Origin of the sequence: Psychroflexus salarius (assembly GCF_900129035.1) — a bacterium.
GTDB lineage: Bacteria > Bacteroidota > Bacteroidia > Flavobacteriales > Flavobacteriaceae > Psychroflexus > Psychroflexus salarius.
Genome location: NZ_FQTW01000001.1, coordinates 396,902 through 422,689, shown reverse-complemented (window position 1 = coordinate 422,689; position 25,788 = coordinate 396,902). Strand labels below are relative to the sequence as shown.

At 34.2% G+C, this 25,788-nt stretch carries 16 protein-coding genes; 12 read left to right on the top strand and 4 right to left on the bottom strand.

The annotated features are described in order from the left end of the window. Positions 1 to 37 precede the first annotated feature (37 nt). From BUB82_RS01915 to BUB82_RS01905, 3 genes are read right to left on the bottom strand one after another with little or no spacing between them, the layout of a single operon-like run. Positions 38 to 1,378 (bottom strand): SusE domain-containing protein, encoded by a 1,341-nt coding sequence (locus tag BUB82_RS01915; RefSeq protein ID WP_073191264.1) that lies wholly within the window; start codon positions 1,376 to 1,378, stop codon positions 38 to 40. Further along, positions 1,365 to 3,254, bottom strand: coding sequence for a RagB/SusD family nutrient uptake outer membrane protein (locus tag BUB82_RS01910; RefSeq protein WP_073191261.1), 1,890 nt, complete (start codon positions 3,252 to 3,254; stop codon positions 1,365 to 1,367). The genes BUB82_RS01915 and BUB82_RS01910 overlap by 14 nt, the downstream gene beginning before the upstream one ends. Before the next feature lie 12 nt (positions 3,255 to 3,266). After that, a complete protein-coding gene (locus BUB82_RS01905) occupies positions 3,267 to 6,182 on the bottom strand; it encodes a SusC/RagA family TonB-linked outer membrane protein (RefSeq protein WP_073191258.1) in 2,916 nt (971 codons plus the stop codon). A 194-nt stretch (positions 6,183 to 6,376) separates the two neighbouring features. Here BUB82_RS01905 and BUB82_RS01900 point away from each other — a divergent pair, with 194 nt between their 5' ends. From BUB82_RS01900 to BUB82_RS01845, 12 genes are all read left to right on the top strand, one after another. Next, a complete protein-coding gene (locus BUB82_RS01900) occupies positions 6,377 to 7,435 on the top strand; it encodes a LacI family DNA-binding transcriptional regulator (protein WP_073191255.1) in 1,059 nt (352 codons plus the stop codon). A 106-nt stretch (positions 7,436 to 7,541) separates the two neighbouring features. After that, the gene (locus tag BUB82_RS01895) at positions 7,542 to 8,933 is read left to right on the top strand and encodes an MFS transporter (RefSeq protein WP_073191252.1); all 1,392 of its coding nucleotides are present in this window, start codon (positions 7,542 to 7,544) and stop codon (positions 8,931 to 8,933) included. After that, complete coding sequence (gene pgmB, locus BUB82_RS01890) at positions 8,926 to 9,582, top strand: beta-phosphoglucomutase (RefSeq protein ID WP_073191250.1); 657 nt, start codon at positions 8,926 to 8,928, stop codon at positions 9,580 to 9,582. The genes BUB82_RS01895 and pgmB overlap by 8 nt, the downstream gene beginning before the upstream one ends. 13 nt (positions 9,583 to 9,595) lie before the next feature. Continuing rightward, entirely contained in the window at positions 9,596 to 11,899 is a 2,304-nt protein-coding gene (locus BUB82_RS01885; RefSeq protein WP_073191247.1) for a glycoside hydrolase family 65 protein, read from the top strand. A gap of 75 nt (positions 11,900 to 11,974) precedes the next feature. Next, positions 11,975 to 14,083 (top strand): glycoside hydrolase family 97 protein, encoded by a 2,109-nt coding sequence (locus BUB82_RS01880; protein ID WP_073191243.1) that lies wholly within the window; start codon positions 11,975 to 11,977, stop codon positions 14,081 to 14,083. Positions 14,084 to 14,087: 4 nt separating this feature from the next. Further along, positions 14,088 to 15,983, top strand: coding sequence for a glycoside hydrolase family 13 protein (locus BUB82_RS01875; RefSeq protein WP_073191859.1), 1,896 nt, complete (start codon positions 14,088 to 14,090; stop codon positions 15,981 to 15,983). A 35-nt stretch (positions 15,984 to 16,018) separates the two neighbouring features. After that, positions 16,019 to 17,464 (top strand): alpha-amylase family glycosyl hydrolase, encoded by a 1,446-nt coding sequence (locus BUB82_RS01870; protein ID WP_073191240.1) that lies wholly within the window; start codon positions 16,019 to 16,021, stop codon positions 17,462 to 17,464. A 105-nt stretch (positions 17,465 to 17,569) separates the two neighbouring features. Beyond that, the gene (gene pfkA / locus BUB82_RS01865) at positions 17,570 to 18,556 is read left to right on the top strand and encodes a 6-phosphofructokinase (protein WP_073191237.1); all 987 of its coding nucleotides are present in this window, start codon (positions 17,570 to 17,572) and stop codon (positions 18,554 to 18,556) included. A 31-nt stretch (positions 18,557 to 18,587) separates the two neighbouring features. Further along, positions 18,588 to 19,586, top strand: a complete 999-nt coding sequence (gene gap, locus BUB82_RS01860; protein WP_073191234.1) for a type I glyceraldehyde-3-phosphate dehydrogenase — start codon at positions 18,588 to 18,590, stop codon at positions 19,584 to 19,586. A 64-nt stretch (positions 19,587 to 19,650) separates the two neighbouring features. Beyond that, positions 19,651 to 20,514, top strand: a complete 864-nt coding sequence (locus tag BUB82_RS01855) for a BadF/BadG/BcrA/BcrD ATPase family protein (protein WP_073191230.1) — start codon at positions 19,651 to 19,653, stop codon at positions 20,512 to 20,514. Then, a complete protein-coding gene (pgi, locus tag BUB82_RS01850; RefSeq protein ID WP_073191227.1) occupies positions 20,514 to 22,154 on the top strand; it encodes a glucose-6-phosphate isomerase in 1,641 nt (546 codons plus the stop codon). The genes BUB82_RS01855 and pgi overlap by 1 nt, the downstream gene beginning before the upstream one ends. A 122-nt stretch (positions 22,155 to 22,276) precedes the next feature. Next, on the top strand, positions 22,277 to 23,815 hold the full coding sequence (locus BUB82_RS01845; RefSeq protein WP_073191224.1) for a YifB family Mg chelatase-like AAA ATPase: 1,539 nt from the start codon (positions 22,277 to 22,279) through the stop codon (positions 23,813 to 23,815). Positions 23,816 to 23,886: 71 nt separating this feature from the next. Here the strand turns inward: BUB82_RS01845 and BUB82_RS01840 are convergent, their stop codons facing one another. Continuing rightward, a complete protein-coding gene (locus BUB82_RS01840) occupies positions 23,887 to 25,770 on the bottom strand; it encodes a mucoidy inhibitor MuiA family protein (protein WP_073191222.1) in 1,884 nt (627 codons plus the stop codon). Between the last annotated feature and the right edge of the window lie 18 nt (positions 25,771 to 25,788).

The window sequence follows — 25,788 nt, the reverse complement described above, 5'->3', positions numbered from 1 at the left end:
GCCTACTCTTCAAGTAGACCTTTATGTAATTTAGACCTTATTGCCAAGGGTAAAAGTTAATAGTCGGTGGATTTACTGTAAAATTCATTTCAACATTGTAAATACCTGGTGTTGCAGGAATATTAGCACCGCCTAATTCTAGCGTTCCGTCATTTCCATCATCACCGTAATTAACGCCCCAATCTTCGTTTTGTCTAACTTTAACTTCTCCTGCACCAATTTCAACACCATTTAAGTAGTACATACCTTCGTTAATTCCGAAATCAGGTAAAAATTTATCTGGATCAGGTGCATCCCAGCCAAATGTAGTACCGCTACCAACAAGACCCCACAAATCAGTTGGTTCTAATTCATAAGTTTGACTGTTTAAATCTAATGTGATGATGTAATGTCCAGCTTCAACTGCAATATTATCACCACCTTGGTCAAGTGTTCCATCTGCGCCATTATCACCATAGTCAAAACTCCATTCTTCATTTTGACGGAATTTTATTTCACCATCAGTCAATGTAGCAGCGGCTTTCCAATTATCTTGAAAAGGGTTATATTCAAATTTTATGTCTGGTGTGTCCCAACCGTAGACAGTAGCACCGCCTACAATTCCCCAAGAATACTCTTCAATAGACCATTCTAAAGTTTCAGTATTAACGGTTATTTTGTAATTGCCTGCACTCACTGGAATATTTGCACCGTTAGGCTCTAAAGAGCCATCATTTCCATCATCACCATAATTGACTGCCCAATCATTATTCTCTCTGAATTTCATTTCACCATCTCTTAATGTTGCATAGGCAACAACCACATTGTTTTCAGAAGTCGAATAAAATGGAATATCTTGAATAGGAGTTTCATTTGTTGAACTCCAACCGCCAGGCGTGGCACTACCAACAACACCTAAATTAGTTGATAAATCTAGAATTGAAGAAAAAGGTGTGGCTTCAAGACCTACAGGTTGAGTGTAACTTTCTTGGGCATCACTTAAACTTACAAGTAATCTCATTTCTATTTGATTAACTTCCATTGGTGTAGCACCTAGGTTTAATAAGATACTGTTGAGTTCTTCAGAAGTAAATACTTTTGAAGTATTTCTGCCTACATTTACTAACCTAGGACTACTAAAATCGTTACCCATCATATCAACTTCAATGGTGTATTCAGGAACTGACTGGAAACCAAAGTCTGGTTTTGTCCAAGTAGCCGTTAAGATTTCTTCATTAGTGTTATCTTCAGTCATCACAACCGCATCAATAGATAGCGATAGGGCTGTGTTAGCATTTTCATTAATTTGAGTTAATTCTTGGTCATCACAACTCCATAAACCGAGAGCGATGATTATAGAAAATAACTTTAAAAAAGTTAATTGATTAATAGCCTTCATTTTGTGTCAAATTTGGATTAATTGATAATAAGTCGTTTGGAATAGGAAATAGCGTTCTAAATTCAGGAACTGAAACACCATTTTGTGCATCTCCTTTAAAAGGCCATAAGTAATCGTTTGTTGTAAAAAGATTGTATCTAATTAAATCTGTTCTACGTTGGCCTTCCCAATAAAGTTCTCTTGAGCGTTCATCTAGAACAAATTCTAATGTTAAATCTGAACTATTGATGCTTGCACTAGAATTTCCATACGCTCGCTCTCTAATTTCATTTATTAAGTTAACTGCTGTAGCCTCACTACCATTTCCACCGCGAAGTGTTGCTTCAGCGTAATTTAGATAGATTTCAGGTAATCTGATCACTGGGTAGTCTGTGTCTACATAATTACCAGTATTATCACTGCCTTGATTACCATTAGAGTCAATATTTTTAAACTTGGTTACAGCAAAACCCTGTTCAAAAGGAGGAATTTCCTCAATTTCTAAACTTTGTCCATTTGTATAAAACATTGCTCTAGCATCTGGTAAATCATTATAAATTGACTCAAGTGTGTAGGTATTGTTATTTAAGTCTAAAGTAATTAAATAACGACCAGCATCTACACTGATGTTACCACCGTTGAGTTCTGCATTACCATCAGCGCCGCCATAATTTACAGCCCAATCATTATCTCTTCTAAACTTCATTTCGCCATCAGACAATGTAGCGAAAATTTGATAAACATCTGTACCAACTTCATACATATCTGTGTCAGGATCATTCCATCCATTTGGTGTTGCACTACCAATGATTGCCCAATTAGAAATTGTGTTAAAAGAGTTATTCAATGCATCATCGGTAACATCAAATTTTTTCACTAATGCATCAGTTGTTCTTAAGCCAGCCCAACCTGCATTAACGCCATAATCTAAAGCGTTCATATTACCACCAATTGAGGCATGTGTTAAGAATGTTGTTCCTCCAAATGTTTGTGATTGTAAGCCATCAAAGTTTAAAGCAAATATAAATTCGTTTTGAGCGCCGTTCACATTATTATCAGCTAAAAATAATTCATCGTAGGCAGAGCCATTTCCGTTGGCATCATTTGTATTAATACTATATGATGAATTAATCACTTTTTCAGAAAATTCTACTGCTTCATTGTATCTAGCTTCACCAGTGAATACTTCAGCATTTAAATATAATTTAGACAATAATGCCCAAGCGGCTACTTCATCAACGCGACCGTATTCATTAGAACCATCTGTTGCTAGTGAACTTTGGATATCTAGAAGTTCTTGTTCAACAAAACTAAAAATCTCAGCTCTTGAAGCTTGTTCAGGTAATTCAGTTGAAATTTCAGTAGTTAATGGCACATTACCATATAAATCCATTAAATTATAATAAGCAAAGGCTCTTAAAAACCTTGCTTCGGCAATATACTGTTCAACAATAGGGTCTGTTAACAGGTTTGCATTTGCAATAAAAGAGTTAGTAAATGAAACCTCTTGGGCTAATCTATAATACATGGCTTCTGTAAAATCGTTACCTGAAGACCAAGACATAGCATGTAAATCAGGTAAACCTGGATCACCCCAACCAACAACAGCATGATCAGTTGTTAGTTCGTTTAGATTATACAGCATTCTAGTGTATTGTGAAAAACCTTCATCTATACCAGAAATATCTGGTTGGCCTGCAGGACCTTGTTGTCCTGTTAAGGCTAAACTTGCGTATAATTTGGCAAGCGCGCCTTTTGCTTGACTTGCATCTGCAAATACATCTTGTTCAGTTACAGTATCTGGATCTATCGGTGTTTGGTCTAACTCATCGTGGCAAGACATTACCAATAAAGCAGAAAGTGCAATAAAACTAAATTTTAAACTCGTTCTTTTCATTTTCATTTTTTTTTAAAAATCAACATTAACACCAATAACTAGTGTTCTTGGTCTTGGATAGAAATTGTTATCAATTCCTCCAGAAATTTCAGGATCGATACCATCATAATCGGTTACAACTAAAGCGTTTTGTAAAGATCCATACACCCTAAAATTCGCATTTTTTGATAAACTATCAAAATTATAACCTAAAGTTATATTATCAATTCTAAAAAATGAGGCTTCTTGTACATAATAATCACTTAACAAGTTTTGTTCAGTAATAGTTTTGAAACCTGTATTTAAATAATCAACGTGAAGGTTTGATAAAATCTGATTATCAGTTGCTCGTCTTTCATACCCATTAGCAGAAGCTACATTATCATAAGCATAGTTACCAAGGCTTGCTCTAGATTGAATAGATAAATCCCAGTTTTTATAGCTTAAGTTAGTGTTTAAGCCCATAAGCACATCTGCATAAGGATCTTCTTTAATGTATCGGTCATCATTATTTATGATTCCGTCGCTGTTTCTATCTACAAAAACACCTTCTATAGGGCTACCGTTTGAGTCATAAACTTGTTCGTAAACATAAAAGCTAAAAGGCGCTTCACCTTCGCGATGAATTTGAACATTATTACCTGTACCACCACTTATACCACCAACGTTTTGTTCGTCTGGTAGTCTTGTAATTTCATTTTCATTAAATGATATGTTGTAATTGATGTCCCATTGAAAATCATCAGTATCAACTGGTCTAAGGTTTAAAGTAAATTCTATACCTTCATTAACCATATCACCAATATTAGCATCAATACGGTTACCGAAGTTTGTAAATGGATCTACAAGCGTAAATGCAATTAAATCTTTTGTTTCTCTTCTGTAAGCATTTACTGAACCAGAAATACGATTATCTAAAATAGCATAATCTAAACCAACGTTTATAGTTGAACCGACTTCCCATTTTAAATTTTCATTGACTGGCTCTGGTCTGAAGGTTTGTAAAAATGAATTTCCAAACTGATAATTAGCTGTTTGTTGACTAGCAACATAACGTGTTAAAAATCGGTAATCTCCTAAACCATTTACGTTACCAACTTCACCATAACCAGCTCTTAATTTCAATTCATTAATGACGCTAGATTCTTCGATAAAATCTTCATTATGGATATTCCAAGCTGCTGAAAATGATGGAAAATAACCCCAACGATCGTCTGGATTTAATTTAGACGAGGCATCAGCTCTTAGGGTTGCTGTGACTAAGTATTTACTATCAAAATTATAGTTAACACGCCCAAAATAAGATAATAATACGCTTCTAGATTTGTCGATGAATTCAGATTCTAAGCCTTGTTCCTCGCGCTCGCTATCATAGCTAAAGTTATCAAATTCAAACTCCTGGTAAGAATAACCAGCTGTAGCATCAATGTTATGCACATCGTTAAAGCTACCTTTATAATTGAGGTAAGCATCAAATAATTTGTTTTTTTGGATTTGGCTAAATTCAGTTCTAGCGCCTGTTTGCAAACCGCTTCCAGGAGCATCTGATGTAGGAATATCACTAGAAGTTATACGTCTTCCATTACTATTAGATTCGTCATAACCAGCATTTATAGTTGCAGTCAACTCATCGGTTAATTTATAATCTGCTTTTAAGTTGGTAATAAATCTTCTTACTTCAGAAGTGTCATCAATTAAATCTAATAAAGCAACTGGGTTTGTTGTAGCTAAACCACGCTGACGATCACCATCTAACCAAGTGTAGTAATTGGCAAACGGCGAATTTTCGTCGAATACCGGTTGAGTCGGGTCAAAAGCCACGGCTGCGCCGATAGCACCACGATCTGCAAATGTATTTTCTACATAAGAACCTCTTGCATTAAAAGTCAACTTTAGCTTTTCGTCTAATAGAGTAGGCGTCAGGTTTAAAGACCCTGTTAACCTTGAAAAGTTATCGCCTCTTAAAATACCATTCTGGTCAGAATAACCTAAAGACACGCGCATTGGTACACCATAGGCATTACCTAATGCACTCGTATTAAATTCACCACCCATGGCTTGATCAGCATAAATCTGGTCTTGCCAATCTGTATTAGCATCACCTAATCTTGAAATCTGATTTTCATTACCAATTGTTTGTACTAAGTTTCTAAATTCTGAAGCACCTAGTACATCAACAGTTTCTACAGTATTTCTAATGGTTCTATTATAGGATGTATTAAAACGAAATTCTTTGGTGTCTTTTCCTTTTTTAGTTGTAATTTGGATAACACCATTCGCGGCACGAGAACCATAAATAGCTGTAGCTGAAGCATCTTTTAAAACCGTGATGCTTGCAATATCGTTAGGGTTAATAATATTTAATGGATTACGAGAACCACCAACGCCACCATTATCAATTGGTACACCATCAATAACATAAAGTGGCTCACTAGTTAAGGATAATGAGCCTAAACCTCTAATTGTAATATTTTGGCCATCACCAGGTGAACCTGATGCTGAGGTAACATTAACACCAGCAATTTTACCAGTAATAAGTTGTTGTGCTGAATTAATTGGACCTTTGTTGAAATCTTTTGGAGTTACCAAATCAACCGCTCCAGTTAAGTCTTCTTTCTTTGCAGTACCATAACCAACAACGACAACTTCTTCTAAAACAGCTGTGTCAAGTTGAAGTGTAATGTTAATTTCATTTTGATTAGTGTAAGTTACTTTTTTCGGCTTAAAGCCTAAATACGAGAACTTTAGCACTTGATTTTGTTCTACAACGATTGAGTAATTACCATCAAAATCGGTAGTTGTTCCCTTGTTAGTGTTTTCTATAGAAATATTAACACCAGGAATTGGCACACCATCTTCACCGACAACAGTACCTTTAACAGTTTGTTGGGCAAAGAGGCTAATGGGCAATAATAGTAGTATAAAGCCCAAATGTTTAATTGTTTGCATACGTAAAAATTTAAATTAGAATTAATATACTTTTACTTCCTGATGTTAAAAGTATGTAAACTAAATGTATACTCAAACTCAATAAATCTACGATAACGTTTTCGTGTTGAAAACTTTTTCAGATATTTTATTTAATGGCTGTTTTTTTCGAATTAGTTAGTATTTTTAGGAAATAATTCCAGATATTGTAAAAAATGAGACAAAAGCCCACTTTGAAGATTATAGCCAAGGAGTTAGATGTTTCCGTTTCAACAGTGTCTAAGGCGCTTCGCGATAGTAAAGAAATAAGTGATGAAACGAAAGAAAAAGTTCGGGCCTTTGCTAAACTCTACAATTACAAACCCAACAATATTGCTTTAAGTTTAAAAAATAAGAAAACTAAAACGCTTGGTGTTATTATTCCTGAGATTGTTCACCATTTCTTTACTACTGTCATTTCAGGTATTGAAGATTACGCAAACTCTCATGGTTATAATGTTATTGTTGGTTTATCTAACGAGTCTTTTGATAAAGAGGTGATTAATCTTGAAATGCTTGCTAATGGGAGTATCGATGGTTTTATTATTTCAGTTGCGAAGGAGACATTAGCCCTAAAAGATTATCACCACTTATTTGAAACGATTGATCAAGGTATACCAATAGTTATGTTTGATCGGGTTTTAGATGAAATTATTTGCGATAAAATAGTAGTAGATGATATAGCCACTTCACGAAAAGCGGTTCAAAAATTAATAGATTCGGGCGCTAAAAAAGTTGGGATTATCACAACCGAAGATTACGTTAGTGTTGGACGTTTAAGAACTAAAGGTTATGTCGAGGCTTTACAATTTAATAATATCAATTTAGATGAAAATCTTATTCTTAAGATTGAAGATAACAACAAACCTCAAGATGAACTTTTACATTTAGAGACTCAAATAAAAAATTATTTAAAACATAATGAAATTGATGCTATTTTCGCTGTAAATGAGCTCTATGCTATAACAGCAATGAAGGCTGCAAGAGAATTAGGTTATTCTATCCCTCAAGACATTCAATTTGTAGGTTTTACTGATGGTGTACTTTCAAAGCACGCATTTCCGCCATTAACTACGGTCAGTCAACATGGTAAAGCCATGGGTAGTCAAGCCGCAAAACTCCTTATCAATAGGCTTGAAAGCACCGATGAAACAGAAGATGAAAATTATAAAACGGTTGTTGTTGAGACAGATATTATAGAAAGAGAAACGACTTTGAATAGTAATGAGTCATAATTTTTGATATATTTGTCCAAATAATCAAAGCTTATACTTTTACTTCCTATTTAAGATAAGTTTTGAAATTAATTCTTGACTTATCGTTTTAATCAAATAAAACGATATGCAAAAACGCAAACTTTCTACCTTAGAAATTATTTACCTTAGCTTTGGCTTTTTAGGTATTCAAATGGGTTTCGCACTGCAAAATGGTTTTGCAAGCAGAATTTTACAAACCTTTGGTGCAGAAGTTCATCAGCTATCATGGTTTTGGCTTATCGCGCCAATAACAGGTTTAATAGTTCAACCTTTAGTTGGGCATTATAGTGATAATACCTGGACGAAATTAGGAAGAAGAAAACCTTATTTTTTAATTGGTGCTATATTAGCATCAATTGGCTTAATTCTTTTACCGCAAGCAGATTTATTTATCGCTTTTTTGCCTGCCTTGTGGGTCGGTACAGGAATGTTAATGATTATGGATATATCATTTAACATTTCAATGGAGCCATTTCGGGCTTTGGTAGCCGATGTTCTTGATAAAGAACAACGAACGCTAGGTTTTTCTGTACAAACAATTTTAATTGGTATTGGAGCCGTGATTGGGTCTTGGTTGCCATACGTGTTATCAGAGTATTTTGGCCTAAGCAATCGTGCCATTGAAGGTAATGTTCCTTTAAATCTTATATGGTCATTTATCATTGGTGCTGTTGTACTATTAGTTTCAATTTTAGTGACTATTGCTAAAACAAAAGAATATTCTCCTGAAGAACTTAAACTTATAGAGCAAGCTGAAAATAAATTAAATGAACAAAACTCAGCAACAACCCTTATTGAAGAAGAAAAGGCAAAGCTTAGTGATATTTTTGTTGATTTTGTAAAAATGCCGCCAACCATGAAACAATTAAGCTGGGTCCAGTTTTTTTCTTGGTTTGCATTATTTGGAATGTGGGTGTTTTCAACTCCTGCAATCGCACAACATTTTTACGGGTTGCCACATACAGATTCGTCTAGCGAACTATTTAATGAAGCCGGCGATTGGGTTGGGATTTTATTTGGGGTTTATAATCTCGTCTCCATTCCAGTAGCTATTTATCTTCCAAAAATCGCTAAAAAAATTGGTAGAAAGAAAACCCACTTTTATGCTTTACTAATTGGCGGCTTAAGTTTTATTTCAATTTACATCATGCCTGATCGTTATTGGCTTATATTGCCTATGATAGGTATAGGAATAGCTTGGGCAAGTATTTTATCAATGCCGTATGCTATTCTTGCAGGTGCCATAAATCCTAAGAAAATGGGCGTTTACATGGGTATTTTCAATTTTTTTATTGTTTTGCCTCAAATATTAAATGGAGTTATTGGCGGTCCATTGGTTAAATATGCCTATGGAAATCAAGCTATATTTGCATTATTGTTATCAGGTATAAGCATGGTTATAGCAGCTTTTTTAGTTATAAAAGTTAAAGATGTAGACGATATTCAGACTAAGAATCAAAATTTAAATCATGACTAAAACATCAATTATATTCGACCTCGATGGCGTAATTGTAGATACTGCTAAATTCCATTTTCTTGCTTGGAAAAACCTTGCTAACTCCATCGATATTAATTTTACAGAAAAAGAAAACGAACAGCTTAAGGGCGTCAGCCGAATTAAATCGCTTGAAAAAATACTTCAATGGGGTAACAAAGAATTACCTCAAGAAAAGTTTGATAGCCTGATGCAACAAAAAAACACAGAGTATCTTAGTTTTGTAGACCAGATGACCCAAGATGATATCTTGCCAGATGTCAAGTCAACCTTAGATTTCTTAAAGTCTAAAGAAATTCCTATTGCATTAGGTTCGGCAAGTAAAAATGCCAAGCGAATTTTAAAACAGGTTAATTTAACGCATTATTTTGATGCTATAGTTGATGGTACTGTCGTAACCAAAGCAAAGCCAGACCCGCAGGTTTTTTTAACAGCCGCCAAGCAATTAGATTGTGAACCTCAAAATTGCGTTGTTTTTGAAGATTCAGTTGCTGGTGTTCAAGCAGCAAACACAGCTGAGATGTTAAGTATTGGTATTGGCAAAACTTCTGTTTTAGGCGAGGCCAATTACGTATTTTCAGATTTCACCGAAATCAGTCAAAATTTTTTAGAAAAACTCCTAAATCAATAAAATTAAAGAAACAATGAACCAAGATTATATCACACCAAATGAGTGGTCTATTATTGAAAATGGTTTCGATAAGTCTAATGTTAAGTCTTCAGAAAGCCTTTTTAGTCTAGGAAATGGCGCGATGGGACAACGTGCTAATTTTGAAGAAGATTACTCAGGACCAAGCTTTCAAGGAAGCTACATTGGCGGTATTTATTACCCTGATAAAACCCGTGTTGGCTGGTGGAAAAATGGCTATCCTGAATATTTCGCTAAAGTTTTAAATGCGCCTAATTTTATAGGAATCCATATCACTATTGAAGGTGAAACATTTGATCTCAATACTTGTAAAGAAGTTAAAAACTTTAAGCGCGAATTGAATATGAAAGAAGGCTGGCACAAACGGAGCTTTATTGCCACGCTTCCTAATGACATTCAAATTGAAGTAGAAGCTACACGTTTTTTAAGCTTAGCACATAATGAAGTTGGCGTTATCAATTATAACATTACACCTTTAAATGCTTCAGCTAATATTTCTTATGCACCATATATTGATGCCGGAATTACAAACCAAGATTCTAATTGGGACGATAAATTTTGGAATATATTAGGTAGTCAAACCGAAGATCATCAAGCCTTTATAAGGTCTCACACCATGAAAACCAATTATCAGGTGTGTACATTTATGGAATCTCGTTTATTGATTAATCATGAACAAGTAGAACTTTCACCAGAAGTATTTAAAACTGATGCTAAAGTTGCTTTGAAGTACACAACAAAAGTTAATGCAAACGATTGTTTCACACTACAGAAAATTGCTGGATATACAACGTCTTTAAATTATGCTGAAGATCAGTTAATTAATGCCGCTAAGCAAGTTTTACAAACCACAAATCAACTTGGTTACCTTCAACTATTACAAGAACAAAAAGAAGCTTGGTCTTCAATTTGGGAGATGAGTGATATAAGTATTAATGGAGATGTTAAAGCGCAACAAGGTATCAGGTTTAACATCTTTCAACTTAACCAAACTTACACCGGAACAGATCATCGCTTAAACATTGGTCCTAAAGGTTTTACAGGCGAAAAATATGGCGGTAGTACTTATTGGGACACAGAAGCTTATTGTTTACCATTTTATATGGCCACAAAAAATCAGGAAGTAGCCAAAAACTTGCTGAAATACCGTTATAAGCACTTAGATAAAGCTATAGAAAATGCAGAAAAGTTAGGTTTTGAAAATGGAGCTGCTCTTTATCCTATGGTCACCATGAATGGCGAAGAATCACACAATGAATGGGAGATTACGTTTGAAGAAATTCATAGAAATGGTGCAATTGCTTTTGCAATTTTCAACTACCACCGTTTTACAAATGACTATTCTTACATAGTTGATATGGGAATGGAAGTTTTAATCGCTATTGCTCGTTTTTGGCAACAAAGAGCCACTTTTTCTAAACAAAAAAACCAATATGTTATTCTAGGTGTTACGGGACCAAATGAGTATGAAAATAACGTTAATAATAATTTTTATACCAATTATATGGCAAAATGGTGTATCGATTATATGTTAGAAAATTTCGAAATTTTAAAAGAAAATTATCCTGAAGACTTTTCAAGAATTTTACATAAAACGAAATTAACTGAAGTTGAGTTAACGCAAATGAAAGCGGTTTCAGATAAAATGTATTTTCCTTTTTCTGAAGAACATCAAGTTTATTTACAACAAGACGGGTTTTTAGATAAAGAAATGATTAAGGTTAGTGATTTAGACCCAAAATTGAGACCTATTAATCAATATTGGTCTTGGGATAGAATTTTACGTTCACCTTACATTAAACAAGCCGATACGCTTCAAGGATTTTACTTTTTTGAGGATCACTTTTCAACTGAAGAACTTGAGCGCCACTTTGATTTTTATGAACCATTTACAGTTCATGAATCATCTTTATCTCCTTGTGTTCATAGCATTCAAGCTGCTTTATTAAACCGTATGGATCAAGCTTATCAGTTTTACTTAAGAACCTCACGCTTAGATCTTGACGACTATAATAAAGAGGTAGAAGAAGGTTGCCATATTACATCTATGGCCGGAACTTGGATGAGCATTGTTGAAGGTTTTGGCGGAATGCGTGTAAAAAATAATCAGCTTCATTTTGCGCCTAAAATTCCATCTCAATGGGATTCTTATTCATTCAAAGTGAATTTTAGAAATCAGATTTTAACGGTAACAGTTTCAAAATCTGGTGTCGATTTTCAGTTGAAAGGCGCAGAACAAATACAAGTTATGGTTAATGGTGAATCTAGAACTATTCAAGCTGAAACCGTAAGTGCTTAAATTTTTATAAACTTCAACAGATCAAATTAATATTACAGGTCTGTTGAAGTTAATTAACCTTTAAATTATACAACATTGAAAACAATCTTTATAAGTTTATTAACCTTGATAACTTTTGCGAATTTACATGCGCAAAAGTTGTCTTCACCCAATACCGAACTTCAATTGAAGTTTGAACTTAAAAAAGATGGCACGCCAACTTACACCTTAAGCTACAAAGATAAAACCGTCATAGCTGAAAGTAAGCTTGGGTTAGAATTAGTGAATGATGATACTTCGTTATTAAATACTTTTGAAATAACTGATATTTCGACATCTACTTTCGATCAAACCTGGTCGCCAGTTTGGGGCGAGCAATCTAGTATTCGAAATCATTACAATGAAATGGCTGTTACATTATTGCAACCTAGCAAAGATAGGTATATCATCGTTCGTTTTCGACTGTTTAATGAAGGTTTAGGGTTTCGATATGAGTTCCCAAAGCAAGAAAAACTGACCTATTTTGTAATTAAAGACGAACATACAGAGTTTGCAATGACAGCTGATCATACTGCATTTTGGATTCCAGGTGATTATGATACGCAAGAATATGATTATACCACATCAAAACTTTCAGAAATAAATGAATTGTTTGATGAAGCTTTAACTGGTAATGCATCTCAAGAGCAATTTTCAAAAACTGGTGTTCAAACCTCGCTGATGATGAAAACTTCAGAAGGGCTTTACATTAATTTGCATGAAGCAGCTCTTAAAGAATATTCATTAATGAATTTAAATTTAGATGAACCTACACTAACTTTTAAATCTTGGCTAACGCCAGATGCAATAGGTAATAAAGCTTATTTACAAGCGCCTGCTGTTTCGCCTTGGAGAACCATTATGGTGAGCGATGCTGCTACTGATATCTTAGCTTCAAACATGAATTTAAATTTGAATGAGCCCAACAAGATTGATGATACCTCTTGGATAAAACCTATAAAATATATGGGTGTTTGGTGGGAAATGATTACCGGCAAAAGCAGTTGGAATTATACAGATGATTTACCTTCGGTTAAGCTAGGTGAAACCGATTACACTAAAACCAAACCAAATGGAACGCATGCTGCAAATACAGCGCATGTAAAAGAATACATTGATTTTGCATCTAAACATGGTTTTGATGCTTTACTAGTTGAAGGCTGGAATGAAGGCTGGGAAGATTGGTTTGGACACTCAAAAGATTATGTATTTGATTTTGTTACACCTTATCCAGATTTTGATGTGGTTGAAATTCAGAACTACGCGGCTTCAAAAAATATAAAAATGATGATGCATCATGAAACTTCTGGAGCGATTAGAAACTATGAACGTCATTTAGATACAGCTTATCAATTCATGAATAAATTTGGTTATACCTCTGTAAAAAGTGGTTATGTTGGAGACATTATTCCACGAGGTGAGCATCATTACGGCCAGTGGGCGATTAATCATTATTTATATGCCGTAAAAAAAGCAGCCGACTATAAAATTATGGTCAATGCTCATGAAGCAGTTCGGCCAACGGGACTTAGAAGAACTTATCCTAATTTAATTGGGAATGAATCGGCTAGAGGCACAGAATTTCAAGCCTTTGGTGGTTCAAAACCCAATCATGTTACGATACTGCCATTTACGCGATTAATTGGCGGACCAATGGATTATACACCAGGTATATTCGAAATGGATATTAGTAAATTAAATCCTGACAATAATTCTCATGTAAATTCTACCATTGCAAATCAGTTAGCTTTGTATGTTACCATGTATAGTCCGTTACAAATGGCAGCCGATTTACCTGAAAATTATAAACGCTTTATGGACGCCTTTCAGTTTATAAAAGATGTGGCTGTAGATTGGGAAGAAAGTCATTATTTAGAGGCTGAACCAGGTGAATATATTACTGTTGCTCGAAAAGCCAAAAATACTTCAAGTTGGTTTGTTGGTAACGTTAATGGCATCACACCACGAAAAACAAGCTTAAAGCTAGATTTTTTAGAAGACGGTAAAACTTATGAGGCTACGATTTATGCTGATGCCAAAGACGCTCATTATAAAACGAATCCACAGGCGTATAAAATTTCTACAAAAAAAGTTAGTAGCAAGTCTACCCTAAAATTGAAATCGGCTTCAGGTGGTGGTTTTGCAATAAGTATTATTGAAAAATAAAATTATGGAATATAAAAAGCACTTAGCATTTTTGAAATTAAGTTTTTGTTGTTTTTTTGTTTTGGGTTTGTTTTCTGTTCAATTGAAAGCTCAAAACTTACGGGTAGAGCCACCAAACTGGTGGGTTGGAATGGAAATGAATAACATTCAACTATTGGTTCATGCAGAAGAAATTTCAACTTATGAGCCTAAGTTAAATTATGATGGGGTTGAAATAACTAAAATCCATAAAGCAGATAGTCCTAACTATCTATTTATTGATCTTTCAATTTCAGAAAAAGCAAGTCCTGGATCTATTGAAATTCAATTTATTAAAAAGGGCACTAAAAATTTGGTTTTTGACTTCGAATTACAATCTAGAGAGAAACCAGCTGAAGACTTTGTAGGGTTTAACCATACTGATGCTATTTACCTAATTACACCTGACCGTTTTGCAAACGGAAACACCAAGAATGATGTCGTCAAAACTATGCGTGAAACAAAGATTGACCGTAACAATAATTATGCGCGTCATGGAGGTGATATTCAAGGAATTATCAATCATCTTGATTATATTTCTGATATGGGTTTTACAAGTATTTGGTCAAGTCCTTTACTTACAAATGATATGGAGTCTTCATCTTATCATGGTTATGCAATTACAGATTTTTACGAAGTTGATCCCAGATTTGGTAATTTAGAATTGTATAAAGACTTATCGCAAAAAGCTTCAGAAAAGGGAATAGGTTTAATAATGGATATGGTTGCTAACCATTGCGGTAGCGAGCATTGGTGGATGGATGATTTACCTTTTGAAGATTGGTTAAATTTTCAAAATGTTTACCAGTCAAAAAAAGAATTACCAACTTCTAATCACCGAAGAACGACTAATCAAGATCCTTATGCTTCTAATTTAGATTCTAAAATTATGCACGAAGGTTGGTTTGTACCGACCATGCCAGATTTAAATCAAAAAAATCCTTTTCTAGCAAAGTATATCATTCAAAATAGCATTTGGTGGGTCGAAACACTTCAACTTCATGGAATTCGGCAAGATACTTATCCTTATCCCAATAAAGAATTTATGTCTGATTGGGCTGGAGCAATTATGGCAGAATATCCTAATTTCAATATCGTTGGCGAAGAATGGTCTACAGACCAATTAGTTGTTGGCTATTGGCAGCAAGGACAAAATAATAGCGATGGCTACAACTCTAATTTACGCTCTGTAATGGATTTTCCGATGCAAATGAAAATTGTTCAGGCATTAAATGAAGGCAATGATGGTTGGGGAAAAGGCTTGGTTAAAATCTATGAGACTTTAGCTAATGACTTTTACTATCCAAGACCAAAAGATGTCATGATTTTTCCAGATAATCATGATATGGACCGCATCTTTACACAATTAAATGAAGATGTTGATAAAACTAAAATGGCTGTTGGCTTAATTTTAAGTTTACCAAGAACACCACAAATTTATTACGGTACTGAAATTTTGATGGAAAATTCAGATAAGAGAGGTGATCATGGACTTATAAGAACTGATTTTCCTGGTGGTTGGAAAGGAGATTTTCAAAATGCCTTTACACGAAAAAACTTATCAGATACACAGTTAGACTTTCAAGGCTTTTTAAAAACAATTTTGAATTTCAGAAAAACTTCTGAAGCTATTTTAGAAGGCCGAATGGTTCATTTTGCTCCTTTTGATGGTATTTATCCTATTTTTAGAATTCATCAAAACCAAGTTGTTGCTGTTTTTCTTAACACTAATGAAGAGTCTCGTTCATTAGACCTGTCAAAATTTGAAGAATTAAATTTAAACGGCGTTCAGTTTCATGATGTTCTTGAAAATACAAGTTTTAATTGGACGAAACAACTTCAACTGAAACCAGGATTCTCAATGTTCACAACTAAAGAATAACACTTTTTTAAATTAAAATCAAAAAATAAATCAATATGAAAAATATAAAGTTTTTAAGTCTTCTTGTTTGTTGTTCAGTTTTGTTTTTAGCTTGTAATGAAGCGCCTAAACAAGACAATCAAAACCAAGAGAAAAAATCAATTATTAAACCTGTTTCAAACCAAGTTTTAGCAAATTCTGTTATTTATGAAGCTAATATTCGTCAATATTCACCAGAAGGTACTTTTGATGCTTTTACGAAAGATATTCCACAATTAAAGCAACTTGGTGTAAAAGTAATTTGGTTAATGCCAGTCTACCCAATTTCTATGAAAAACCGAAAGGCAACAGGAGACCTTTCAATCGAAGACATAAAAGATCCAGAAGAAAAAAAGAAATATTTAGGCAGTTACTATGCAATTTCAGACTATACCGCTGTAAATTCAAATTATGGCACAAAACAAGATTTTGATGAGTTAGTAAAAACAGCTCACGAAAACGATATGTATGTTATTTTAGATTGGGTAGCTAATCATACAGGTTGGGATCATAAATGGATTGAACAACACCCAGAATACTATCATAAAGACAAAGATGGTAATGTGACAGATCCTATTAACCCTGACACAGGCGAATCTTGGGGCTGGACCGATGTTGCTCACCTTAATTATGAAAATAAAGACTTATGGAATGCTATGAATGCTGAAATGTTATATTGGGTAAAAGAGCATAATATAGATGGTTTTAGATGTGATGTCGCAGGAAATGTACCCACTGATTATTGGAATCAAATTGTACCACAACTTAAAGAAATTAAACCTGTTTTTATGTTAGCCGAAAGTGAAGATAAAGACCTGTTTTATGAAGCTTTTGATATGGGTTATAATTGGGAAGGACATCATATCATGAATGAAATAGCGCAAGGTAAAATGAATGTCAACGATTGGGATAATTACATGAAAAAAATTGACACAACATACCAAGAAGATGATTATTTAATGAATTTTATAACTAATCATGATGAAAATTCATGGAATGGAACAGTAAAAGAACGTCTTGGCGATGCTTCAGAAACAATGTTAGCATTTTCATATACTTTGCCAGGCATGCCCTTAATTTACAGTGGTCAGGAATATGACATGAATAAGCGTCTAAAGTTCTTCGAAAAAGATAGTATACCAAAAACCAGAGCTAAAGTTTGGCCAGTTTTAGAGAAACTAGGGAAATTAAAAAACACAATTGATGCTTTAGATGGTGCTAAAAAAGCAGCTAATTACCAGCGTATAACCACATCTGAAGATGCTAATATTTTGGCTTTTAAACGATTAAAAAACAATTCTGAATTAATTTTTATGGCCAATATGAGTGATGAGCCTAAATCATTTTCAGCTGAAATAAATGGTGATTTTAAAGATGCTATGACAGATAAAGATATTTCATTAAATTCTGAGGATTTACATAATTTTGAGCCTTGGGAATATCGAATTTTATTAAAACCATAAAAAATTAAGCTTTTATTAGTTAAATATTAAATAGTTATCAACCGCAAACGTTTTAGAAGAGTTTTGATTTAGGTTATGATGTATATTTAATTTAAATTTGAGGTAATGAATACAAAACTTAATAAAATTGCCGTTTTAACATCAGGTGGAGATTCACCTGGAATGAACGCTGCTATTAGAGCAGTAGTGCGTAATACAACTTATCAAAACCTAAAATGTGTTGGTGTATATCGAGGCTTTCAAGGTTTAATTGAAAATGACTTCATAGACCTTGATGCGCGTTCCGTTAAAAATATTATTAACCGCGGTGGTACTTTTCTAAAGTCAGCACGTTCAAAAGATTTTAGGGAAGCTGAAGGTCGTCAAAAAGCCTATCAAAACTTGAAAAATAGAGATGTTGATGCTTTAGTGGTTATTGGCGGAGATGGAACTTTTACAGGTGCCTCTATATTTAGTAACGAATTTGATATACCAGTTATTGGTATTCCAGGAACTATAGATAATGATATTAATGGTACTGATTTTACAATTGGCTACGATACGGCTTTAAACACAGTCGTTGAGGCAATCGATAAAATTAGAGATACCGCAAGTTCTCATGATCGTCTATTTCTAGTTGAAGTTATGGGGCGCGATGCTGGTGATATTGCTTTAAATAGTGGTGTAGGAGCTGGCGCAGAAGAGATTTTAATTCCCGAAGAAGATCTTGGAACAAATCGTCTTTTAGAGTCTTTAAGAAAAAGTCGAACTTCAGGTAAAACCTCAAGTATTGTAGTTGTTGCTGAAGGTGACCAAATTGGTAAAAATATTACCAAACTAGCAGGCTATATCCAAGATAACTTACCAGAATATGAGGTCAAAGTTACCGTCTTAGGGCATATTCAACGTGGTGGATCACCAAGTTGTTATGATCGAGTTTTAGCTAGTCGACTGGGTGTTGCAGCAGTTGATGCTTTGATTGATGGTAAAAGCAATATCATGGTAGGAGTGAGCCATAAAAAAATAGTTCACGTACCTTTCGAAGTCGCTATAAATGGCCAAAAAACAATAGATAACGATTTAATAAGAGTTGCCGATATAGTCTCGACTTAAGTTGAGCCATCAGGCACAAAATTTTTAATTTATGAAAACAAAAATTGGAATTAACGGATTTGGAAGAATTGGACGCCTTGCGTTTAGAATTGCTTCTGAAAATGAAAACATTGAAATAGTAGGAATTAATGACTTACTTGAAGTAGATCATTTAGCCTACATGCTAAAATATGATTCTGTTCACGGAAAGTTTAATAAATCTGTCGAAGTTCAAGATGGACATCTTGTAGTTGACGGCAAAACAATCCGTATTACAGCTGAAAAAAATCCAGCTGATTTAAAATGGGATGCTGTTGAAGCAGATATTATACTAGATTGTACAGGAATCTTTAAAGAAAAAGATAATGCTTCAGCACACCTAGAAGCTGGCGCTAAAAAAGTGGTTATTTCAGCTCCTTCAAAAACAGCACCAATGTTTGTAATGGGTGTTAATCATGAAGACGCTACTGCTCAAGATACAGTTGTATCTAATGCTTCGTGTACAACCAACTGTTTAGCACCAATCGCTAAAGTGATGAATGATGAATTTGGTATTGTTGAAGGCTTAATGACAACGATTCACGCTGCAACATCAACACAATACACGGTAGATTCACCTTCTCGTAAGAATTACAGATTAGGTCGTAGTGCCATCAATAACATTATACCAACAAGTACTGGTGCAGCTGTTGCCGTTGGTAAAGTAATTAAAGAAGTTGACGGTAAACTAACAGGTATGGCTTTCCGTGTACCAACTGCTGATGTTTCTGTAGTTGACTTAACGGTAAGAACTGAAAGGTCAGTATCTTATGACCAAGTTAAAGCTGCGATGAAAAAAGCGGCTGATGGTCCGCTAAAAGGCGTATTAAATTATGTGGATGATGAGGTTGTATCACAAGATTTTGTATCAGAAGAGGCAACTTCAAATTTTGATGCTAATGCTGGTATTGCACTAAATGATAATTTCTTTAAAATAATTTCTTGGTATGACAACGAGTACGGTTATTCAAGCAAATTAGTAGATTTAGCAATGCATATTGCAAAATTATAAGTAAACCTTACCTTTTAAGCCTATTTGAAAATCCTCAAATAGGCTTTTTTAATACCTTAAAATTATGATTTTAATTGCTGATGGAGGTTCAACTAAATGCGATTGGATTTTACTTAATCAAAATGCAGAAGTTGTTCTTCGTACAAGAACTAAAGGCTTAAACCCTGCTGTTTTTAAACCTCATATTCTTAAAGAACGTTTACACGAAAATGATGAGCTAAAGTCTGTCATCAACAAAGTAGACCGAGTTGATTTTTTTGGTGCAGGTTGCGGTACAAATACACCAAAACAAAACCTCACCAAAATACTCAAGGATTTTTTTAAAGCTTCAGATGAAATAAATGTCGATGAAGATATGGCTGCAGCTGCTCTCGCAGCTACAAATGAACCTGGAATTGTATGTATTTTAGGAACAGGCTCAAATTCATGTTATTTTGATGGTAAACATGTACATATGGAAGTCGAATCACTTGGCTACGTTCTTATGGATGAAGCTAGTGGAAACTATTTTGGTAAACGATTGATCCGAAATTATTACTACAAAACCATGCCGATTGAATTAGCGGTTGAGTTTGAAAAGCGTTATGATTTAAATGCTGATGTAATTAAGCATAATGTTTACAAAGAAGAGAATCCAAATACCTATTTAGCTTCTTTTGCTGAATTTATTTTTACAGCTGAAGAGAGAAATGGTTATTTTTATAAATTGATTTATGAAGGGATGGAGAAGTTTATAGAACGGCGCGTGATGTGTTTTAAACAAGCCCAAAATGTACCAATTCATTTTATTGGTTCTATCGCTTTTTTCTCTGAAGATATTATTCGTGATGTGGCTAAACGTTACCATCTTAATATCGGCAATATTATTAGACGGCCTATAGACGGGCTTATAGCACATTACAAAAACAACGTTATAAAACCTGAGTAATGCCTTTACATAATTTAAACCCAAATCAATTAAAGGCTTGGAATTCTTTAAAAGAATCGGCAAGTAAAGCTGAAAATGATTCTATCTTAGAATATTTTGAATCAGATATCAATCGATTTGAAAATTTTCATGTTAAATTCAATGAATTTGTATTTGATTATTCGAAACATTTAATTTCCCCAAACATTAAATCTGAATTACTTCAACTTGCAGAAGAAGCAAAGCTTAAAGATGCTATTGAAGCTTATTTCACAGGAGATAAAATTAATCAAACCGAAAATCGCGCTGTTTTGCATACAGCATTACGTCAATCAAAAACGACTTCGATTGAAGTTGATGGAGAAAATATAGTTCTTAAGGTTGAAGCTGTTTTACAGCAAATGCAGTCTTTTGTTGATAAAGTTCATTCTGGAGAATGGAAATCTTATGCTGGCAAGACTTTTACAGACGTGGTTAATATTGGCATAGGTGGTTCAGATTTGGGACCTAATATGGTTACTGAAGCTCTGCAGTACTATAACAAAGGTTTAAAAACCCACTTTATCTCAAATGTAGAAGGTGATCATGTACATCAAACTTTAAAAAAATTAAACCCAGAAACCACTTTATTTTTAATCGTTTCTAAGTCGTTTACTACTCAGGAAACCTTAACTAACGCCAACACGGTTAGAGAATGGTTTTTAAACGACACTAATAAAGAAAGCATTAAAGATAATTTTGTAGCGGTCTCTACAAACCTTGAAGCGGTTAAAAACTTTGGAATTGCAAGCGATAATATCTATCCGATGTACGATTGGGTTGGCGGCCGCTATTCATTATGGTCATCAGTTGGCTTGTCTATTGCTTTGTCAATAGGTTTTGAAAATTTTAAAGCCCTTTTGAAAGGTGCAGAAGAAATGGATCAACATTTTAGAAACGCCGATTTTTCTGAAAACATACCTGTTATTTCTGCATTAATAAGTATTTGGTACAATAATTTTTTAGATGCTGAAAGTGAAGCGATTATTCCTTACACACAATATCTACAAAAATTAGCGCCTTATTTACAACAAGCTTCAATGGAAAGTAATGGTAAAAGTGTTGATCGTGATGGCAAAAAAGTCAATTACCAAACAGGAAACTTAGTTTGGGGTGAACCTGGCACAAATTCGCAACATGCATTTTTTCAGCTATTGCATCAAGGAACTAAATTAATACCAGCTGATTTCATCGGGTTTAAAAATTCATTATTTGGTGATAAAAAGCATCACGATATTTTAATGGCAAACTTCTTAGCTCAAACAGAAGCCTTATTAAAAGGTAAAACTGCCGAAGAGGTGAGAAAAGAGTTAGAATCTAAAAACATCAGTGCAGAAGAAGTCGAACGTTTATTACCTTTTAAAGTGTTTGAAGGTAACCGACCAACAACTTCAATCTTAATCGACAAATTGACGCCACGTAACCTAGGAAGTTTAATAGCAATGTACGAACATAAAATTTTTGTTCAGGGCGTTATCTGGAACATTTTTAGTTTCGATCAATGGGGCGTTGAGTTAGGCAAGCAACTGGCAAACTCAATATTAAACGAACTCAAATCAAAAACTTCAACAGGAACACATGATCAATCTACAGAAGCTCTTATGAAGCTGTATAAGTCATAATTAGGTATGTTGTCATATATCATCTTAAAGCCTATCAATTTTTTTGATAGGCTTTTTATATAACCCAATAGGGTAAATAATTAAATTTTATTATTATATTTAGCGTAACTAATCTATTATTTATGTTAATTAAAGTTTTTGGAAGCGCTGTATTTGGTGTTGAAGCCACAACAATTACCATTGAGATTAATATGGAAAAAGGTATAGGTTACCATCTGGTAGGTTTACCTGATAATGCTATTCGCGAAAGTAGCTTCAGAATACAGGCTGCTTTGAAAAATAACGGCTTTAAATTTCCGGGTAAAAAAATCATTGTTAATATGGCACCTGCCGATCTTCGTAAAGAAGGTTCAGCTTACGATTTGTCATTAGCATTGGGGATACTTGCAGCTTCGTCGCAAATTAAATCAGAGAAAATTCATGATTACATCATTATGGGTGAATTGTCACTGGATGGAAGTTTGCAACCAATAAAAGGGGCTTTACCTATTGCCATAAAAGCTAAAGAAGAAGGTTATAAAGGTTTTATATTGCCAGCTCAAAATGCCAAAGAAGCAGCTATTGTTGATGGTTTAGAAGTTTACGGCGTTGAAAATATTACCGAAGTTATTTCGTTTTTTGATGACGAAAAGCCGCTTGAACCAACTGTAATTGACACACGTGCCGTTTTTTATGATAGCTTGTTATCACCTGAATACGATTTTTCTGAAGTGAAAGGCCAAGAGTCTATCAAACGTTGTATGGAAATTGCAGCTGCTGGTGGACATAATATTATTATGATTGGTCCACCTGGCTCAGGTAAAACAATGTTAGCCAAACGCTTGCCAAGTATTTTGCCGCCAATGTCTTTACAAGAAGCGCTTGAAACCACTAAAATTCATTCTGTAGTTGGGCGCACTAACGGTCAAATAGGCTTAATGGCTGAGCGGCCTTTTAGAAGTCCACATCATACCATTTCAGATGTTGCTTTGGTTGGTGGTGGTGCTTATCCGCAACCAGGAGAAATTTCACTTTCACATAATGGCGTTTTGTTTTTAGACGAACTACCAGAGTTTAAGCGAACTGTATTAGAAGTTATGCGACAGCCTTTAGAAGATAGAGAAGTTACCATTTCACGAGCAAAGTTTACGGTCACTTATCCATCTAGTTTCATGTTAGTCGCGAGTATGAACCCAAGTCCAGGCGGCTATTTTAATGATCCTGATGCGCCTGTAACGTCTTCACCAGCTGAAATGCAACGCTATTTGAGTAAAATTAGCGGACCTTTATTAGACCGAATTGATATTCATATTGAAGTAACGCCTGTTCCATTTGAAAAGTTGAGCGACCAATCTAAAGCTGAATCTAGTGTTGAAATTAGAAAACGCGTAACTGCTGCGCGTCAAATTCAAACTAAACGCTTCGCAGAAATTAGTCATATTCATTATAATGCTCAAATGGGTGTTAAGCAAATCAAAAGCTTTTGTAAGCTTGACGAAGCTTCAAAAGATTTATTAAAAACAGCAATGGAGCGATTAAATTTATCGGCTCGCGCTTATGACCGTATATTAAAAGTTGCAAGGACTATTGCTGATTTAGAAGGCTGCGATTCAATAACTGGCACGCATATTTCTGAAGCAATTCAATATCGAAGTCTAGACCGTGATGGTTGGCTGGGCTAAAAATTAAAAAAGCGTTTTCAATAAGAAAAACGCTTTTTAAATTAAATTTTATACTGAATTTAAGGCGAATTTTATTGTTCTGAAATATTGATGTTTTTGTCTTTTGGGTATTTGATTTGATAAGAATACTTCAACTGTTTGTTAGCTTTAGGTTGAAGTTTAAACTCCCATTGTAAATAGCCTGTTTTTTCATCACGGAAATCAGCATTATGTGTTACTTCTTCAACTTTAATATTTTCTTGGCGTGAAATCGGTGTTCGTTCTTCAACCAAAATTGAAATAGCTGAAGATTTGTTGTTTTTTATATCAATTTCAAATGTTTTTGTGATGATTTTATTTGAACCAAAAAATGAGGTCTTGTTTTCTTGTTTGACATCTGTACGGTTAATGATTACTTGATCATCTTTGCCCAAAGAAATCAGTAAATCTTTATCGGTTGTGTTGACATCAATTGAAGTTTGACCAACATAAGAATTATTAAAGTAAATTTTGGCCTCACCGCTTACTAAATCTAAATCTTGCCAATCGCTTATTTTTGCAATTAAATAAGCGGCTTTCGAGTATTCTGAAGCGATGTAATAATTGTATTCAGTGTTTAGTTGATAATTATTGATGTCAAAATTAGAGTTATTTAAACTGCTTTTTAGAGATACTTCATTAGGAAAACTAAAGCTAAAACTATTACCTTCATTTGTAGTGACAGGTATTTGAGAAACTTCATTGTCGTAAACAACTTCTTCATTTTCTACTGTTTCTATACTGCTTTTTCTTTTATTAGACTTTGCGTATCCTGTAACAACAACTTCACTTAATTCTGAAGCATCGGTGAGTAGATTTAGGGTAATTGTAGAGCTATACACTGGAACCCGCGCTGTTTTAAAGCCTAAATATTTGTAAGTTAAATATTTTGCACCGTTAATATCGATACTATAGCGGCCGTCAAAATCAGTTTGTGTGCCATTATTACCAGCTTGAACATTTACGCCAGGTAATGGCAAGCCGTCATTGCCTAGAACTACACCGCTAACATTTCTAACACCTCTATTATAGTTTAAATGACTAAAATCGTAAGAATTGCTTGTGTTTTTATTGTATCGAGATAAATAATTTACATATAATGGACTCAATTCAGGCATTTGTGTATCGGTTTCTGGATTTGCGGTCGATAAACTGAGTTTGATGTTAGACCAATCGCGACCTGATGCTTGGTAGACTTTAGCTTTGTAGGCTAAATTCATATCATCTTTAATAGATTTTGCTGAAAGATCAAATGTTGGAAACCAACCAGCGTCATAAATAAAATAATCTATACTGAATTTTTTTTGAGATGCTTTAGTGACTTTAAGGTTAAAACTTATTTTTCCACGATGATTTGTTTGCTGACCTTTTAATTTTCTTATTTCACGCTGAAGTGCACTTTGTTCGGTTTTGAGTTCGATAGTTTCAACTTGCAAGTCGTATATTTTTGTATTGATATCTTCTATCTTATTCCTATAATACTCAGCGTAAGCATTCATCTTAGCGACTGTTAATTCATTATTAGACGTATTTAACTCTTGATTTTTTTCTAACAAGACTTGCGCTTTATTTAAGGCATCAATTTGATTTGTTTTTATGGCAATTTTCCGATTAATACGAGATAGTTGCTCTTTTAAGTTTTCAAGTTGTTTTGAAATATCTTGTTTTTTTAAATAATCTGTCTCATAAGTGAAATAATTTAAGCTTATACCGTCAAGTCCTTTAATGCGGATGCTGTTTTTGTCGATATTAGGAGATAAATTTTCAAAAACAACAACTGCTTCGCCTTGATTTAAATAAACTTGTTTTTCGGCTGTCACTTTTGCTCCTGTTCTATAAACAGTTGCTTCAGTTATTTTAGGGGTTAGTTTTAATTTTTGTTGAGCCAATGAACAGAAGCTTAAAAAGCTGAGAGTCATTAAAAATAATAATCGCATATATTTAATTTTTAGGAA

What these genes read in the sequence shown, in the direction of transcription:
- BUB82_RS01895 (WP_073191252.1), top strand. Translation starts at nt 7,542, where the DNA reads ATGCAAAAACGCAAACTTTCTACCTTAGAAATTATTTACCTTAGCTTT.
- BUB82_RS01855 (WP_073191230.1), top strand. Translation starts at nt 19,651, where the DNA reads ATGATTTTAATTGCTGATGGAGGTTCAACTAAATGCGATTGGATTTTA.
- gap (WP_073191234.1), top strand. Translation starts at nt 18,588, where the DNA reads ATGAAAACAAAAATTGGAATTAACGGATTTGGAAGAATTGGACGCCTT.
- BUB82_RS01875 (WP_073191859.1), top strand. Translation starts at nt 14,088, where the DNA reads ATGGAATATAAAAAGCACTTAGCATTTTTGAAATTAAGTTTTTGTTGT.
- BUB82_RS01900 (WP_073191255.1), top strand. Translation starts at nt 6,377, where the DNA reads ATGAGACAAAAGCCCACTTTGAAGATTATAGCCAAGGAGTTAGATGTT.
- pgi (WP_073191227.1), top strand. Translation starts at nt 20,514, where the DNA reads ATGCCTTTACATAATTTAAACCCAAATCAATTAAAGGCTTGGAATTCT.
- BUB82_RS01910 (WP_073191261.1), bottom strand. Translation starts at nt 3,254, where the DNA reads ATGAAAAGAACGAGTTTAAAATTTAGTTTTATTGCACTTTCTGCTTTA.
- pgmB (WP_073191250.1), top strand. Translation starts at nt 8,926, where the DNA reads ATGACTAAAACATCAATTATATTCGACCTCGATGGCGTAATTGTAGAT.
- BUB82_RS01905 (WP_073191258.1), bottom strand. Translation starts at nt 6,182, where the DNA reads ATGCAAACAATTAAACATTTGGGCTTTATACTACTATTATTGCCCATT.
- BUB82_RS01845 (WP_073191224.1), top strand. Translation starts at nt 22,277, where the DNA reads ATGTTAATTAAAGTTTTTGGAAGCGCTGTATTTGGTGTTGAAGCCACA.
- BUB82_RS01915 (WP_073191264.1), bottom strand. Translation starts at nt 1,378, where the DNA reads ATGAAGGCTATTAATCAATTAACTTTTTTAAAGTTATTTTCTATAATC.
- BUB82_RS01885 (WP_073191247.1), top strand. Translation starts at nt 9,596, where the DNA reads ATGAACCAAGATTATATCACACCAAATGAGTGGTCTATTATTGAAAAT.
- BUB82_RS01840 (WP_073191222.1), bottom strand. Translation starts at nt 25,770, where the DNA reads ATGCGATTATTATTTTTAATGACTCTCAGCTTTTTAAGCTTCTGTTCA.
- pfkA (WP_073191237.1), top strand. Translation starts at nt 17,570, where the DNA reads ATGAATACAAAACTTAATAAAATTGCCGTTTTAACATCAGGTGGAGAT.
- BUB82_RS01870 (WP_073191240.1), top strand. Translation starts at nt 16,019, where the DNA reads ATGAAAAATATAAAGTTTTTAAGTCTTCTTGTTTGTTGTTCAGTTTTG.